The sequence below is a fragment of the Mesorhizobium sp. M7A.F.Ca.CA.001.04.2.1 genome (genome assembly GCF_003998485.1).
Lineage (GTDB): Bacteria > Pseudomonadota > Alphaproteobacteria > Rhizobiales > Rhizobiaceae > Mesorhizobium > Mesorhizobium ciceri.
In genome coordinates, this window is sequence record NZ_RZQT01000042.1 from 1 (window position 1) to 16129 (window position 16129).

Sequence of the window (16129 nt, forward strand, 5' to 3'; positions counted from 1 at the left end):
GGTGTAGGACGCCAGCGTTTCAGACGGCGTGGTCTTTGCCGCGGGCTGCGTGGTGGCCGTCGTCACCGGATCGACCTTGGCCGGCTTGGCAGCGGCGACGGTCGCGGTTCCGCCGGCCGGCACCTTCAGGGTCTGGCCGATCTTGAGCAGTCCGTCCTTCATCCCGTTGGCCTGCTTTAGAGCAACGACGCCGACGCCGGTCTTCCTGGCAATCGAAGACATCGTGTCGCCCGACTGGACCGTGTAGGTCCCGGCAGCGCCGGTCGTCTTGGCAACCTGCGGCTTGGGCTCCTTGGGCTGGTTTGCTGCGGCCGACGCGTCGACCTGAGCGGCGGGCTTGCCTTCCTTAGGCTTCGGCTGCTGCGGCAGAACGGCGACCTTGTCCGGCGCAGTGGCCGGCAGGTTGTGCTTGCCGTCTTTCGCCGGCTTGGCATCCGCGACCTTCGCCTCGCTCTTGCTGGAATAGGCATAGGCCGGGATGACCAGCTTCTGGCCGGTCTTCAGCCCCTTGGTCGCGCTCAGCCCGTTGACCTTCATGATCACGTCGGACGGCACCTTGTAGCGCTGCGCCAGGCCGCCGATCGTTTCGCCGTCCCTGACGACGATCTCGGTTGCATGCGGAGTGCCGGAAGCAGCCACGCGGGGTTCGTCAGGTTGCGAAACCTTGAAAGGCGACGCCGCCGGAGCGACGGTGCCGGTCGTGGTCCTGTCGACATGCGGTGCCGGGGCCAATGCGGTGCGCACCGGCTTCGATGCCGGCGCCTGCTGCGCTTGGGCAACGGGCGGCGGCAGCGGCCGCGTCGAGACCGGCTCGAGGCTGGAGCGGCTGACCGATTGTGTATGGCTGCCATCGATCGGAGCGGCGGCGACATCGCCCGGATAGGGCTGCTGTACGGCATCCTGCTTGTTGATGATGGCGCGCTGATTGTTGGTCGAGGATGTAAAGACGTCGTCGACGCCATTGAACCGCGAAACCTGGGAACTGCACCCCGCAGCAGCACCCGCGACCATCAGAATGGCGCAGCCTCGCGCCAGATTGCGACCGTTTGTCTTCAAAACACTGAGTTGCATCGCACTAACCCGCACATACCCGGTACAAACTAGGCATGATTAAAGCGCGTTAATGTTACTCGACGGTTAACCTCATGGAATCCGACGCAATTTTTCTTAAAATATTAGAGAGCGAGCCGTGCGAAGATTTCGGGTCAGGTCAGCCGGGGTCGAAGGCGGGCGCACGACGCGGCCGAACATCGACATCCGCGCTAGATAACAGCGGCAACACCGCGCAGGATCGGCTGCAGGCGAACGAGGCCGATGTCTTCACGCTCGAAGCGGCTGCCGACCTTGGTCAGCTTGGCCAGCACCTGTTCGCCCTCTTCGGGGCCGATCGGAGCGATGACGATACCGCCGCTCGACAACTGGTCGAGCAGGAAACGCGGCAGGCTGTCGAAGGCAGCCCAGGCGACGATGCGGTCAAATGGCCCTTCATTCGGCAGCCCGCCGGAACCATCGGCGTGGCGCACGATCACATTGCCGATGCCGAGCGCCTCGAAGCGTTGCCGCGCCTGCTCGGCGAGCGTCTTGTAGCGATCGGTGGTGATGACCCGCGCGGCCAGCCGCGACATCACCGCCGAGGTGTAGCCCGAGCCGGTGCCGATCTCGAGCACGCGGTTGCCCTGCTCGATGGTGAGTGCGGCGATCACCGCCGCCTGCATGTCGGCGCCTTCGATCGCCTCGCCGCATTCGATCGGCAGCATGCGGTCCGACCAGGCGATCTGATGGAACTGGGCCGCCAGGAAGCCGCGCCGCGGCGTCGCCTCGAAGGCCGCGATCAGCGCCTTCGGCACAGTCCCCCGGCCGCGCAGACGCAGCAGAAAGGCGGCAAAACCTTCGCGGTCGTCGATCGGGAGGCCCTGGTTCATGCGAGCGCCTTGCTCAGTTGGTCACGGATTTCATGGGCGGTAAGGTCGAGCTGCAGCGGCGTCACCGACACCAGCCGGTTGCGCAAGGCGTAGAGGTCGGTGCCTTGCTTGCCTTCGACCGGCTCGCGGCCGAAACGCAGCCAGTAGTAAGGCAGGCCGCGCCCGTCACGGCGCTCGTCGACCCACAGGGAGTGCACGAGCTTGCCCTGCGAGGTGACCACCGTGCCTGCGACTTCCTCGGGCGTGCAGTTGGGAAAATTGACGTTGAGCAGCACGCCGTCGGGCAATGGCGTCGCGACAAGTTTCTTCAGCAGCGCCGGCGCCAGCGCCTCCGTCGTCTCGTAGGGCACGACGCGATCTTCGCCGACATAGCTGTAGCCCTGGCTGAGCGCGATCGAGCGAATGCCGAGCAGCGCGCCCTCCATGGCGCCTGCAACGGTGCCGGAATAGGTGACATCGTCGGCGATGTTGGCGCCCGAATTGATGCCGGACAGGATCAGGTCGGGTGCGCCAGGCAGGATCTTCTTGACGCCCATGATGACGCAATCGGTCGGCGTGCCGCGCACGGCAAAATGCTTCTCGCCAATCTTGCGCAGCCGCAGCGGCTCCGAGATCGACAGCGAATGCGCATAGCCGGACTGGTCCTGCTCGGGCGCCACCACCCAGACATCGTCGGACAGCGTACGTGCGACGCGTTCGAGCGACGCCAGGCCCTCGGCATGAATGCCGTCGTCATTGGTCAGGAGGATACGCATTATTTCGCTTCGATCTTTTCCAGACCGCCCATGTAAGGCCGCAGCACTTCAGGAATGGTTACGCTGCCATCCTCGTTCTGGTAGTTTTCGATGACGGCGATGAGCGCGCGGCCAACGGCTGTGCCCGAGCCGTTGAGCGTGTGGACGAAGCGGTTGCCCTTGCCGTCTTTGTCCTTGTAGCGGGCGTCCATGCGGCGCGCCTGGAAATCGCCGCACACCGAGCAGGACGAGATCTCGCGATAGGCGTTCTGGCCGGGCAGCCAGACCTCGATGTCGTAGGTCTTGCGTGCGCCAAAACCCATGTCGCCGGTGCAGAGCGTCATGGTGCGGAACGGCAGGCCGAGCCGTTTCAGCACTTCCTCGGCGCATTGCGTCATCCGCTCATGCTCGGCAAGTGACGATTCCTGATCGGTGATCGACACCAGCTCGACCTTGTAGAACTGATGCTGGCGCAGCATGCCGCGCGTGTCGCGCCCGGCCGAGCCCGCTTCCGAACGGAAGCACGGTGTCAGCGCGGTGTAGCGCAGCGGCAGTTTTTCATGCGCGGTGATTTCCTCACGCACAAGGTTGGTGAGTGGGACCTCGGCGGTGGGAATCAGGCCAAGCCTGCCCTCCCCGTGCGGCGTAAAGAACAGATCTTCCTCGAACTTCGGCAATTGGTTGGTGCCGAACAAAACATCGTCCTTGACCATCAACGGCGGTATCACTTCCTCGTAGCCGTGTTCGGTCGTATGCAAGTCGAGCATGAATTGGCCGAGCGCGCGCTCCATCCGCGCCAGTCCGTTTTTCAGCACCGTAAAGCGCGAGCCCGACAGCTTTGCCGCGCGCTCGAAATCCATCATGCCGAGCGCTTCGCCGATCTCGAAGTGCTCCTTCACCCAGTTCGGCCGCGTCGGTACCTTGCCGACGATGTGCTTGACGACATTGTCGTGCTCGTCCTTGCCGACAGGCACGTCGTCGAACGGTACGTTGGGCAGCACCGCCAGCGCATCGTTCAGCGCCTTGTCGAGCTCGCGTTCGCGCGCCTCGCCGTTCTGGATGAAGACCTTGATCTCGCCGACTTCGGCTTTCAGCGTCTCGGCCAGGGCGGCATCGCCCGAACGCATGGCGTTGCCGATCTCTTTCGACGCGGCATTGCGGCGCTCCTGCTTGGTCTGTAGCTCGGTAACGTGTTCGCGCCGCGCCTCGTCCGAGGCGATCAGCCCGCCGACCGTGGACTGCGCCTCGTCAGCCGACCACGAGCGCTTCACCAGCGCCTCGACAAGGGCCTTCGGGTTGTCGCGAATCCATTTGATGTCAAGCATGGTTTGAACGCTCCGGGGTAGCATGTCGCCCAAAGTGCGCAGCGGTTTGGGACAACGACATGCTTCAAACAAAAGTGAAACGCATCGCTTTCAGTGCGATGCGTTTCAGCCAGAGGGCGTAAACCGCATCCTCGATCGATGCAAGATGGGGCATGGGGAACGCAAGCATGCGATCACGCTTTGACGCGCTTTCGGCTGAAGGCGGAGGAGAGCCTGAAATGAAAAACCCGCCTCTACGGCGGGTCGCTGGCGCAAGTCAGCACCATACCGAGAATCATAGCATAGCTGCCCTCACCAGGTCAAGAAAAAATTCCTATCGAGGCTGGCCAGACGCGGCGGCGCCGTTCAGGTGGAGGACGCGTCCGCCGGCTTCTTCTCGGCGACCTCTTCCGCCGCGTCCTGCTTCTCGCGTGCCACGCGCTGCTTTTCCTGATCGCGCTCGATCAGCCGGGCAGCCCAGATGGAGACCTCGTAGAGAAGGATGGTCGGAATGGCGAGGCCGATCTGGCTCATCGGATCGGGCGGCGTCAGCACCGCCGCGACGACGAAGGCGATGACGATCGCCCATTTGCGCTTCTCGGCCAGCCCCTTGGACGACAGCATGCCGACGCGTGTCATCAGGCTGGTCACCACCGGCAGTTGGAACACCAGGCCGAAGGAGAAGATCAGCGTCATGATCAGGCTGAGATATTCCGACACCTTTGGCAGCAGCGAAATCTGCACCTGATCGTCGGTGCCGGCCTGCTGCATGGCGAGGAAGAACCACATCACCATCGGCGTGAAGAAGAAATAGACCAGCGACGCACCCATCAGGAACAGGATTGGCGACGCGATCAGGAACGGCAGGAAGGCGTTGCGCTCGTTCTTGTAGAGGCCGGGCGCGATGAATTTGTAGATCTGCGTGGCGATCAGCGGAAAGGCGATCACCATGCCGCCGAACATGGCGAGCTTGACCTGCGTGAAGAAGAATTCCTGCGGCGCCGTGTAGATCAGCTCGACCTTGTGCGGATCGAGGCCTGCCCACTGCGTCGCCCATTTGAACGGGACGACCAGAAGGTTGAACAGCTTCTTGGCGAAGAAGAAACAGACCAGGAAGGCAACGAAGAAACCGCCCAGCGACCAGATCAGCCGCCGGCGCAGCTCGATCAGATGCTCCATCAGCGGCGCCGACGATTTCTCGATCTCGTCCTTTTCGGTGTCCGAAACGCTCACTTGGCGGCTCCAGCCGTCTTCTTGGCCGCCGGCTTCTTGGCCGCAGCAGGTTTCGGTTCGATTTTCGCCCCCGTCTTGGTCGCTACGGTCTTGGACGCGATCACCTTGGCCGCAGCGGGCGTCTTGGCCCTGGGCGTTTCAGGCATTGCCGCCGTCACCGGCTTCGCTGGCACCTTGGCCGCAGGCGTGGCCTTAGCGGTGACCGTTTTTGCAGGAGCTTTAGCGCCATTTGCCGAAGCCTTTATAGCCGGCGTCGCCCTTGACGGTGCAGGCTTGGCTGCCTTCTTCGCCGTGGACGCCTTCGGCGCCACGACGGGTGTCGTCGGCACTGATGACGTCACCACCGATTCGTCGGTCATCGCCGGGAAAATCGGCGCTGCCGGCGCTGCTTCCGGTCCGTTGACGCCGGGCATGGTCGTTGCACCGTTCTTCAGCGGCTCGGCCGCCTGCGGGGTCGAAGCGGCTGGCGTTGCCGGATCGGCTGCCGGCTTCGGCTTCATCGCCGCGTCGACGCCGGAGCGAACGTCGGCCGCGGCCTGTTCGAACGGATTGAGCTGCTTCCTGATCTCGGCCATCGGGCTCATGCCCCTGAGCTCGTCGACGGACTTCTTGACGTCGTCGAGCTCGGCTTCCTTCAGCGCCTCGTTGAACTGTTTCTGGAAATCGGATGCCATGGCGCGCAGCTTCGCCGTCGTGCGGCCGAAGGTGCGCAGCATATTGGGCAAATCCTTGGGCCCGACGACCACGATCATGACGATCGCGATGACCAGCATTTCGGTCCAGCCGACTTCAAACATGACACTCTGTTCCGACTAGAACCTTTGGGCTCAGCTCTTGCTGGCCTTTTCCTTCGCGGCCGCAACGGTCTCGTCGGCACGATGTTCGACGGTGCGCTTGTCTTCGGCAACGTCGTCGTCGGCCATGCCCTTCTTGAAGCTCTTGATGCCCTTGGCCATGTCGCCCATCAGCTCGGGAATCTTGCCGCGGCCGAACACCAAAAGCACGATCACCAGCACGATCATCCAGTGCCAAATCGAAAATGAACCCATAGCAAATCTCTCTCGAATGTTTTCCCTGGCGATGATCTATGCGTTTTCGCGTTGGGATTCAAACACAACTGCGACAGAGTTTATGAAAGGGTGGCGGATGTCACGCATTTTCGACGCGGCGGCCCCGCTACGAATCCGCGCATCCTCGACAGATCGGCCGCCAATGCCAGTCAATCTTCCGTGACGCGCGGCGTCAGCAGGCCGAGTTCCTCGAGATCGATATCGGTCAGCGCATCCTCGTCGTCGGTCAATGCATCGGGATCGGCCGGAGGCTGCGGAATGGAGAAATTCGACGGCATGCGGCCCGAAAGCAGGCCGGCCCCCTTCAGTTCCTCCATGCCGGGAAGATCGCGGATCTCTTCCAACGCGAAATGGTCGAGGAAGGTCTCCGTGGTGCCGTAGGTGACCGGGCGTCCGGGTGTCTTTCGCCGGCCGCGCATGCGCACCCATTCCGTTTCCAGCAGCGTGTCGAGCGTGCCTTTCGAGGTTTCGACGCCGCGGATGTCCTCGATCTCGGCACGCGTCACCGGCTGGTGATAGGCAATGATCGCCAGCACTTCGAGAGCCGCGCGGGAGAGCTTCCTTTGCTGGACGGTATCCCTGCTCATCAGGAAAGCCAGGTCGCCGGCGGTGCGGAACGCCCAGGCATCGCCGACACGCACCAGATTGACGCCGCGCCGCGCATAGATCTGCTGCAGCTCGGCCATGGCCAGGGCGATGTTGATGCCGTCCGGCAGGCGTGCCGCAAGCTGCTTTTCGCTGACGGGTTCGGCGCTGGCGAACACGATCGCCTCGGCCATGCGCACAGCCTCGGCCAGATGCAGCCGTTCGGCCGGGTTTTGTAGCTGCTGCTCGGCCGGATCCTGGGAAGGCGGGCCCTCTTCGGGTTCATCGCCGATCTTGAACGGGACAACCGAAGCGTTGGCGCGTTCGCTCATGATGCCACCTCGACTGCCTTGATTGTCTGCGTTCGGCCGCGCAGGTAGATCGGCGCGAACGTCTGATCCTGCCGCACATCCATCTTGCCTTCGCGCACCAGTTCCAGCGTGGCAGCGAACGAGCTCGCGATCGCCGTGCGCCGCTCCTCGGGACTGGTCATGTACGCGATCAGAAAACTCTCCATCGTCGTCCAGTCGCTCACGGCTCCCACAAGGCGGGTCAGGATGTCGCGCGCGTCCTTGAGCGACCAGACACCGCGCCTGGCGATGGTCACATTGTTGATCGCCTGCTTCTGGCGCTGCTGGGCATAGGCGGTCAAGAGATCGTAGAGCGAGGCAGAATAGGCGTTGCGCTTTTCGATGATGACCATTTCCGGCATGCCGCGCGCGAACACGTCGCGGCCGAGCCGGTTGCGGTTGACCAGACGCGCCGAGGCGTCGCGCATGGCTTCCAGCCGCTTCAGTCGGAACTGCAGCACCGCCGCCAGTTCCTCGCCGCTTTCGCCCTCGTCGCCTGGCTGCTTGGGGATCAGGAGCTTGGACTTGAGGAAGGCCAGCCATGCCGCCATCACCAGATAGTCGGCGGCAAGCTCCAGCCTGAGCGCCCTCGCCGTCTCGACAAAGGTCAGATATTGCTCGACCAGCGCCAGGATCGAAATGCGCGCCAGATCGACTTTCTGGGTGCGGGCAAGATGCAGCAGAAGATCGAGCGGACCTTCGAAGCCGGCCACGTCGACGACCAGCGACGGGTCGCCGGTGACGCGTGAATCGTCATTTTCGGCCCAGAGACGGTCCATCGGTGCGGCCTTCGCGGCCTTGCTTTCCAATGTCTCCGCCACTGCCTGTCACTTTCCCTTGCTATGCCACCGCATCGAAGTAGGTGGCGAATTCGGCGCGTATTTCGGTTTCTTCGACCGTGTCACGGTCCTTTATATAGGTCAGCGCCCGCTTGGCGCGCTCCAGCGACGTGCCCTCAAGCCCCGTGGTGCGCGATGCGATGCCGGCCATCTCCTCGAAAACGCCGTTGCAGTGAAGGACCAGATCGCAGCCCGCCGCAAGGATCGAGGCCGCCTTTGTCGGGAAATCCCCAGAAAGTGCCTTCATCGATGTGTCGTCGCTCATCAGCAGTCCGTCGAAGCCGATTTCGCGCCGGATGATCTCGTCGATGACCTTGCCGGAGGTGGTCGCCGGATTGTTAGGGTCGATCGCGCTGTAGACGACATGCGCAGTCATCGCCATCGGCAGATGGCTAAGCTCCTTGAACGGGGCGAAATCATGCCGCTGCAGATCACTGAGCGAGGCATTGACCACTGGCAGTTCAAAATGCGTGTCGGCAAAGGCACGTCCATGGCCCGGAATATGCTTCATGACCGGCAGCACGCCGCCCGATATCAGCCCTTCCGCGGCTGCACGGCCGAGCTCGATCACCGGTCGCGGGTCCTTGCCGTAGGCACGCGCGCCGATGACATCGCTGGCGCCTTCGATCGGCACGTCGAGCACCGGCAGGCAATCGGCTGTGATGCCGTAGCGTAACAGGTCGAAAGCATGCAGCCGCGCCATCAGCCAGGCCGCGCGGGCGCCGGCATCATGATCGTCGCGCCACAGCGCGCCCAGCGCGCCGCCGGCTGGATAGTTCGGCGCCAGCGGCGGCCGCAAGCGCTGCACACGGCCGCCTTCCTGATCGATGAACACCAGCGCGTCCGGACGCCCTATGCAGTCTCGCATCTCGGCGACCAGATCGCGGATCTGTTCGGTCTCGCCGATGTTGCGCGCAAACAGGATGAAGGCCCACGGGCATTCATTGCGATAGAAATTGATTTCTTCGCGGGTGAGCGATTTCCCGGCGCAGCCGAGGATCATGGATTTTGATTCGGTCATGTCGGCAGTTTAGGGCTTTGTGCGATCAAAGGGAATCGCCAGGGATTCATCCAGGGCAACGCCGGATCTGCTTTCCCCATGAAAAAAGCCGGCGCGGTGGACCGCGCCGGCTTTCAATCGGTTGACTCCGGCTTTAGCGCGAGACGAAGCAGTTGCCGCCGGCTGCCTTGTAGCTGGTGCACAAATTGATCGCGTCATTGCGTGACTGGGCCGGAACGCGCACGCGGTAGAACGTGCCTTTGCCGGCGATCTCGGCCTTGACGATGTTGGCGGTACGCCCGGCAAGCACGCTGCCATAGCGGCGCTGCAGATCCTGATAGCTGGACTGGGCGCTTTCGACGGTCGGCTGCGAGGCGATCTGCATCGACCACGAGCCACCGCCGGCCGCGGTCGATGCCGGATCGATGGACGCAACCTGATCGGGCTTGACCTCGCCGACGACATCGACCGGCTGGTCGGACGGACGCTGCGGCGCGAGCGGAACCTTTGCCGGCGTGTTGGCCGATTGGGCCTTGGCCTCGGCCTTCGGCTTGGCCACCGGCTTGAGGGCCGGCTCGTCGTCCGCCTGGGCGGCGGCAGGCGCCACGGTACCGGTCTGGTCGGCATCGGCTTGCGCCGCCGGGGCGACATGCTGCGGCGCCGGATCGACCGGCTCGGTAGCGGCCACTTGCGGAGCGGCGGGCGCCGCCGGATCTTCACGCGGCACCAGCGAACCGTCCGACTTGACCACCATGGTCCTCACCTTGCGCGGTGCAATGGCGACGACATCGGCATTTGTGCCCTTGTCTGCATCCTGCAGCACCTGCGCGATGCGGTCCTCGGACTTGGGAGCTGGCGCCGTATTGTCGGCCAAAGCAGCGCCAGCCATCGGCGCGGCATTGCCGACATCGGTTCCAGCGCCGGCTGCATTCTGGTCCGGCGAAAGATCGATGGCGCGGGCCGGGTCCTTCGCCTGCACGTCCACCGGCTCTTCGGTGTTGGTGACCAGCTTTTCCTGGACCGGCTCGGCGGGCTTGGCGCCCCTGACCGCGTCGTAGACCTTGTTGTCCTGGTTCGGCACCACGGCACCGCCCGGATTCTCCGGCTTGACCTTGATCGGCGCGTTGTCGGCCTTGACGATGACGGGCGCTTCGCTGCCGCCCTTGCCGCCAAAGGACAGCGCAAAGGCACCGAGACCGCCCGCGACCGCGACCGCGCCGACAATCGCGGCGATGAACAGGCCGCGTCCGCGCGACGGCCTTGCGGCCTCACGCTCGCCGAGACCCGGAACAGCCATCTCCTCGTCCAGTTCGGGATCGTAGTCGAGTTCATCGACGGTGAAATCATCGGCTTGGGAAGCCGGCTGGCTCCCCGGCAGGTTGTCGAGGTCGTAGCCCGAGGCGTCGGCATAACCCGTGGGCGCCGCCGCGCGGGCAGACATTTCCATCGGCCGCGCCGCATAGGTTCGCGCTTCCGGCTCATAGCCCGACTTGACCCCGTCATAGCCCGGCTTGACCCCGTCATAGCCCGGCTTGAGGCTGTCATAGCCCGGCTTGAAGCCCGCGGCATAGGAGCCATCATCGTAAGACGCGCCGGCCGCGTTGCTTGCGGGGGCGGCAGTCACCTCCACCGCGTTCATCTCGGAGAGAAGGCTGGAGAACTCGGCATCGAGATCGTCATAGCCAGGCGACGCCGGCTGGTCTTCCTCGAAGTGCAGTTCGGGGATATCGAGATCGTCCGCCAGCGCCACGACACGCTCGGGCACATCGACCGTCTCGACATCGGGCATGTCTTCGTAACGCGCCGGCTGGCGCGATTGCGGCGCCGATACTGGGGCAGCGGGAGCCAAGGTTTCGACCGGCTCGGACGAACCATAGGACGTCATGGCGGCGACTGCCGGCGCTGCGGCCATGGATGATGCCACCGAAGCGGCCGGCTGAGCGCTAAACGTAGGCTGCGTGCTGAATGACGGCTGCTGCGGAACCGGCGTCACGCGGCTCCACGAACGCGTCGGCTCTGTCGGTTGGGAACGCTCCGCAAGCCAATCGAAAGAATCCGCCGAATTGTCCCGGGGAGCGGCTTCGTCACGCGGATCAAGGCCCTGGGCCAAAGCCGCGTCCAACGCATCATCGTCGAAATCGACATCGCCAATGGTGTCCGAGTTCGGATCCTGGAGTTCATCAAGCATAAGATCGTCAATATCCGCGTCGGCCGCTTGGGCCGTGCCAACATGTCGATTTTGCTCAGGCGTGGTTTCGTCAAGATCCCAGTCGAGGTCGCCGACAAGGTCGGCCGGTTCCTCGGCAGGCTCGGCAACAGGCGGCGGGGCAGCGACAGCCGGCTGAGCCGTGACAGGCTCGCTGGCCGCCGGCGCCGTGCGGGAAGTCATGGCGCCCAGCAGCGCATTCAACTCGTCTTCCAGGCTCCGTTCGTCCGCAATCGGGGCGTGCACCGCCGGCGCGACATTGGCTTCTGGCGCCGCCGGCTGGATCGTAGCGGCAGCAACTTCGGCGACCGGCTCTTCGACCGTTTCGGCGAACGAATCTTCAAAGTTCAGGTCGAAGGCATCGTCCGACAGGCCTTCAGGGTTGGAAATCTCGCTTGTTGAGTCCGCAGCATCGGCAAGCACTTCATGCGCTTCCGGCTCGTCGAAGGCGATCGGCTCATCCGCGCGAACGTCGAAATCCATGTCGACATCGGCCATGGCATCGTCGAGGCCAGCAAAGCTCTCGTCGGAGATTGCCTGGCCGTCAAGCGCCGCCGCCTGCTCCGGCATGGCATGCTCGACGGGATCGGCGGCCATGAATGACTGTTCCGCCGCCGAATGGTCGTCGAGCATCAGATCGTCTTCAAGCGACATTGCCACCGCATCGTCGAATTCGTCATCGGAGGCAACCGGCTCGACAGAAGCGGGCGTATCGGCAGCGCTGTACAGGGCCTCTTCGGCTTCCTCATCGATCCGAAGGTCCTGGTCGAGCGAGGCGGCAAGCTCGTCCGCCATCGACTGATCGTCCTCGAAGGGGGACACGTCCTCGAGCGAACCGGCGACGGCAACGCCAATATCGGACGCGAAAGCGGGCTCGACGGACGGCACGGCTTCAGCGGCGACCGCATGGCTGGCGCCGGCGACGTGGTCGTCGATCTCAGCCATGTCCAGTTCGAAATCGTCGTCGAGCGACACCGAAAGCTCGTCGTCCATCGCGCTGGCGTCAGCCGCTTCGAATGCCGGCTCATGCACGAAAGTCGGCTCATGAGCCTGGACAACCGGAGCGGCGTCGCTGTCGTCAGCGCCGAACTCGCCCATCATTTCTTTCTCGAGATCGATATCGAAATCGCCCTCTTCGAGCCCGCGATCGGCGGCTGGGGCCTGCGGCTGGGCGGGCGATTGCGGCCTGACCGGCTGGCGCGGGTCGAATCCCATGATCCTGGTCAGTTCCGCGAACGGATCATCCTCAGCGATGTCGTTGTTGTCGGCTACTCTCAGCTGGGTTCTGTCTGCCATTATTGTTCCCGAACTCGCACTCATTCGGACGCCATGGACGTCGCGTAGGGTTGGCCCTTACCAGCGCAATGTGGGCAAAAGGTGACAGGTTATTTAGTCAAACCTAACGCATTTCAGTGGGCGCGGCGGCCCCGATCAACGTCAGGCCGGACGTCAAAACGTCCGAAACAGCCTGCACCAGCCCTAGTCTGGCATGCGTCAATTGTCGGTCGTTAACCTTAACAAAACGTAAGTCCGGATTATCCGTGCCACGGTTCCAGTGCCCGTGGAAGCTGGAAGCCAGATCATAGAGGTAAAATGCCAGCCGATGCGGCTCGAGCGCAAGGGCGGCGGACTCGATCAGCCGCGGGTATTCGGCAAGCTTGCGGATCAGGCCGATCTCGCCCTCGTCGGTCAGCAATGCCGCGGCCGACGCCAGGCTGTTGCGGTCGAAATTGGCTTCGCCCAGTTGCTCGCTCGCCTGCCGGAACACCGAATGACAGCGCGCCGAGGCGTACTGGACATAGAACACCGGATTGTCCTTGGACTGCTCGGTCACCTTGGCGAAATCGAAATCCAGCGGCGCATCGTTCTTGCGATAGAGCATCATGAAGCGGATCGCGTCGCGGCCCACCTCCTCCACCACTTCGCGCAGCGTCACGAAATCGCCCGACCGCTTCGACATACGCACCGGTTCGCCCTCGCGAAACAGCTTGACCAGATTGCACAGCAGCACGGTGAGCTTGACCTCTTCGCCGGCAATCGCCCGCGCCAGGGCTTCCAGCCGCTTGACGTAGCCGCCATGGTCGGCGCCGAGCACATAGATCAGGTCGACGAAGCCGCGATCGACCTTGTCCTTGAGATAGGCAACGTCGGCGGCGAAATAGGTGAATGAGCCGTCCGACTTGACCAGCGCCCGGTCCATGTCGTCGCCGACCGCGGTCGAGCGGAACAGCGTCTGCTCGCGGTCCTCCCAATCGTCGGGTTTCTCGCCCTTGGGCGGCGGCAGCTTGCCCTTGTAGATATGGCCCTTCAGCGTCAGATCGTTGATCGCGGAGCGGATCTTCCTGGCATTGTCGGCGTGCAGCGTGCGCTCGGAGAAGAACACGTCGTGATGCACGTTGAGCATCGCCAGGTCCTCGCGGATCATCGCCATCATCGCATCGATGGTGCGATCCTTGACGATGGCGAGCGCCTCGTCATCGGGCATCTGCAGCAGCGAGCGGCCGAATTCCGCGACCAGCGCCTGACCAACTGGCACCAGGTAATCGCCCGGATAAAGCCCGGCCGGAATCTCGCCGATGTCGTCACCCAGCGCTTCGCGGTAACGCAGGAATGCGGAACGGCCGAGCACGTCGATCTGCGAGCCGGCGTCGTTGATGACGTATTCCTTGGTCACGTCGTAACCGGCGAAGGCCATCAGATTGGCAAGTGCATCGCCGACGACAGCACCCCGGCAATGGCCGACATGCATCGGTCCGGTCGGATTGGCCGAGACATATTCGACATTGGTCTTCCTGCCGCCGCCAACCATCGAGCGGCCATAGTTGCGGCCCTCGCCGAGCAGTGCGCTCAGATGTGTCTGCCAGAAGCCGTCCTTCAGCCTGAGATTGACGAAACCGGGGCCGGCCACCTCTGTTGCCGCGACATCCTTGTCGTCGCGCAGCGCCTGCGCCAGTCTTTCGGCCAGCGCGCGCGGGTTCTGGCCGGTCGGCTTGGCCAGCACCATTGCCGCATTGGTCGCCAGGTCGCCATGGCTGTCGTCGCGCGGCGGCTCAACGGCAATGCGCGACAGGTCAGGCGAAATGCCGTCTTTGTCTTTCAGATCAAGCGCTTCGACGGCTTTTATGATTCGCGCGGTGAAATCGGCGAAGATGTTCATTTGTGTGACTCTGGGGTCTGGCTCTGGCGGCTTTGCAGCGAATCCGGCTCGTTGGCCGGCAAAATCGAGCCCGCCCTAGCCCAATTCAGGCGTATGGTCAAACAAACGCCGGTGTTCCTTGAGCGCGTAGGTGTCGGTCATACCCGCCAGGAAGTCGGCGACGCTGCGCGCCTTGATGCGATCATCGGCCCGATCCAGCCCCTCGCGCCAGCCATCCGGCATGGCGCGCGGATCGGCGAAATAGGCGTCGAACAGATCCTTGACGATCTGCTCGGCATCCGCGCGCACCCTCATAACCTCCGCGTGCCGGTAGAGGTGCTTGTACAGAAAGGCCTTCAGTTCCTTCTCCAGGGCAGCCATTTCGGCCGAGAAAACCACCATCGTCTCGCCAGCTGCCCTCACTGCATCGGCGCTCGGCGGCCTGATGCGATCGAGATTGGCGGTCGTCGACCTGATCACGTCCTCGACCATGGCCGTTATCTGCCGCCGCATCAGTTCGTGGCCGGTGCGCACGGCATCGAGGGAAGGATAGCGTTCGCGCACGCCTTTCAGGATCGTTCCCGGCAGCGAAACCGTCTCCAGCATGTCCAGCGTCAAGAGCCCTGCCCTCAACCCGTCGTCGATGTCATGCGTGTTGTAGGCGATATCGTCGGCGATCGCCGCGCATTGCGCCTCGATGCCGGCGAACCGGTCGAGTTCGAGATCGTGCAGTTGCGAATAATCACGGATCGCCTGTGGCACCGGCCCTTTCAGACCCTTGCCGTTGGCATCCGTCAGCGGCCCATTGTGCTTGACCAGGCCTTCCAGCGTTTCCCAGGTCAGGTTGAGCCCGTCGAACTCGGCGTAGCGCGCCTCCAGCCTTGTCACGATGCGCAGCGATTGTGCGTTGTGGTCGAAGCCGCCCCAGACGGCCATCTTCTCGTTGAGCGCGTCCTCGCCGGTGTGGCCGAAGGGCGTGTGGCCGAAATCATGCACCAGCGCCACCGCCTCGGCCAGATCCTCGTCGCCGCGCAGCGCCCGTGCCAGGGCGCGCGCTATCTGCGCCACTTCGATCGAATGGGTCAGCCGGGTGCGATAGTGGTCGCCTTCATGGGCGATGAAGACCTGCGTCTTGTGCTTCAGCCGCCGGAAGGCCGTCGAATGGATGATGCGGTCACGGTCCCGCTGGAATGGCGTGCGGGTCGGGCTCTCCACCTCGTCGAACAGCCGCCCGCGCGAGTTTGCCGGATCGCAGGCATAGGCGGCGCGTGGCCGATAGCCGAATCCGATGTCGCCCAACTCACTGGTCATGGCTGATGCTGCCGCGTTTGACTTAGCCAGGTTGACTTGGCCCCTCGCGCTTCATACCTATCATGTGAAACCGAAAGCAAGGTGACGCCCATGGGCGCTGATGCCAAGACTGCCATGAAAGTCGATATGACCGAGGCCGCCGCCAAGCGGATCGCCAGGATTGTCTCGAACGAAGCCGGCAAGACGGCGCTGCGCGTTTCGGTCGAAGGCGGCGGCTGCTCGGGCTTCTCCTACAAGTTCGATCTGGTCGATACGCGCAACGACGACGACGTCGCCATCGAGAAGGACGGCGCCACCGTGCTGATCGACGATTTGTCGCTGGTCTATATGGGCGGATCTGTGATCGATTTCGTCGACGATCTGATGGGCCAGTCGTTCCAGATCCGCAATCCGAACGCCGTCGCCTCCTGCGGCTGCGGCACGAGTTTCTCCATATAGA

At 63.5% G+C, this 16129-nt stretch carries 14 protein-coding genes; 1 reads left to right on the forward strand and 13 read right to left on the reverse strand.

From position 1 onward, the window contains the following. The 13 genes from EN955_RS15615 to EN955_RS15675 all read right to left on the reverse strand — a co-directional run. Window positions 1-1071: LysM peptidoglycan-binding domain-containing protein (locus EN955_RS15615; protein WP_127223433.1), on the reverse strand; the 1071-nt coding region annotated here is incomplete at its 3' end. Between the two features lie 191 nt (window positions 1072-1262). Continuing rightward, window positions 1263-1922, reverse strand: coding sequence for a protein-L-isoaspartate(D-aspartate) O-methyltransferase (locus EN955_RS15620; protein ID WP_013531300.1), 660 nt, complete (start codon window positions 1920-1922; stop codon window positions 1263-1265). Then, the gene (gene surE, locus EN955_RS15625; protein ID WP_024503850.1) at window positions 1919-2677 is read right to left on the reverse strand and encodes a 5'/3'-nucleotidase SurE; all 759 of its coding nucleotides are present in this window, start codon (window positions 2675-2677) and stop codon (window positions 1919-1921) included. Before surE ends, EN955_RS15620 begins: the two co-directional genes overlap by 4 nt. Continuing rightward, window positions 2677-3981, reverse strand: a complete 1305-nt coding sequence (gene serS, locus EN955_RS15630) for a serine--tRNA ligase (protein ID WP_024503849.1) — start codon at window positions 3979-3981, stop codon at window positions 2677-2679. The genes surE and serS overlap by 1 nt, the downstream gene beginning before the upstream one ends. 345 nt (window positions 3982-4326) lie before the next feature. Next, window positions 4327-5193, reverse strand: coding sequence for a twin-arginine translocase subunit TatC (gene tatC / locus EN955_RS15635; protein ID WP_013531297.1), 867 nt, complete (start codon window positions 5191-5193; stop codon window positions 4327-4329). Further along, window positions 5190-5990, reverse strand: a complete 801-nt coding sequence (gene tatB / locus EN955_RS15640) for a Sec-independent protein translocase protein TatB (protein ID WP_024503848.1) — start codon at window positions 5988-5990, stop codon at window positions 5190-5192. Before tatB ends, tatC begins: the two co-directional genes overlap by 4 nt. 30 nt (window positions 5991-6020) lie before the next feature. Next, complete coding sequence (locus EN955_RS15645) at window positions 6021-6242, reverse strand: twin-arginine translocase TatA/TatE family subunit (RefSeq protein ID WP_013531295.1); 222 nt, start codon at window positions 6240-6242, stop codon at window positions 6021-6023. Window positions 6243-6412: 170 nt separating this feature from the next. Further along, window positions 6413-7180, reverse strand: coding sequence for an SMC-Scp complex subunit ScpB (gene scpB, locus EN955_RS15650; protein ID WP_024503847.1), 768 nt, complete (start codon window positions 7178-7180; stop codon window positions 6413-6415). Continuing rightward, on the reverse strand, window positions 7177-7977 hold the full coding sequence (locus EN955_RS15655) for a ScpA family protein (protein ID WP_013531293.1): 801 nt from the start codon (window positions 7975-7977) through the stop codon (window positions 7177-7179). Before EN955_RS15655 ends, scpB begins: the two co-directional genes overlap by 4 nt. Before the next feature lie 61 nt (window positions 7978-8038). Beyond that, window positions 8039-9058 (reverse strand): beta-N-acetylhexosaminidase, encoded by a 1020-nt coding sequence (gene nagZ, locus EN955_RS15660; RefSeq protein WP_013531292.1) that lies wholly within the window; start codon window positions 9056-9058, stop codon window positions 8039-8041. A 133-nt stretch (window positions 9059-9191) separates the two neighbouring features. Further along, window positions 9192-12539: an SPOR domain-containing protein gene (locus EN955_RS15665; protein ID WP_024503846.1), complete on the reverse strand. Its 3348-nt coding sequence runs from the start codon at window positions 12537-12539 to the stop codon at window positions 9192-9194. A 103-nt stretch (window positions 12540-12642) separates the two neighbouring features. Then, a complete protein-coding gene (argS, locus tag EN955_RS15670; protein WP_024503845.1) occupies window positions 12643-14400 on the reverse strand; it encodes an arginine--tRNA ligase in 1758 nt (585 codons plus the stop codon). A 75-nt stretch (window positions 14401-14475) separates the two neighbouring features. Next, window positions 14476-15690: a deoxyguanosinetriphosphate triphosphohydrolase gene (locus tag EN955_RS15675; RefSeq protein ID WP_024503844.1), complete on the reverse strand. Its 1215-nt coding sequence runs from the start codon at window positions 15688-15690 to the stop codon at window positions 14476-14478. Between the two features lie 90 nt (window positions 15691-15780). Here EN955_RS15675 and erpA point away from each other — a divergent pair, with 90 nt between their 5' ends. Then, on the forward strand, window positions 15781-16128 hold the full coding sequence (erpA, locus tag EN955_RS15680) for an iron-sulfur cluster insertion protein ErpA (RefSeq protein ID WP_013531288.1): 348 nt from the start codon (window positions 15781-15783) through the stop codon (window positions 16126-16128). The last annotated feature ends 1 nt before the right edge of the window (window position 16129 follow it).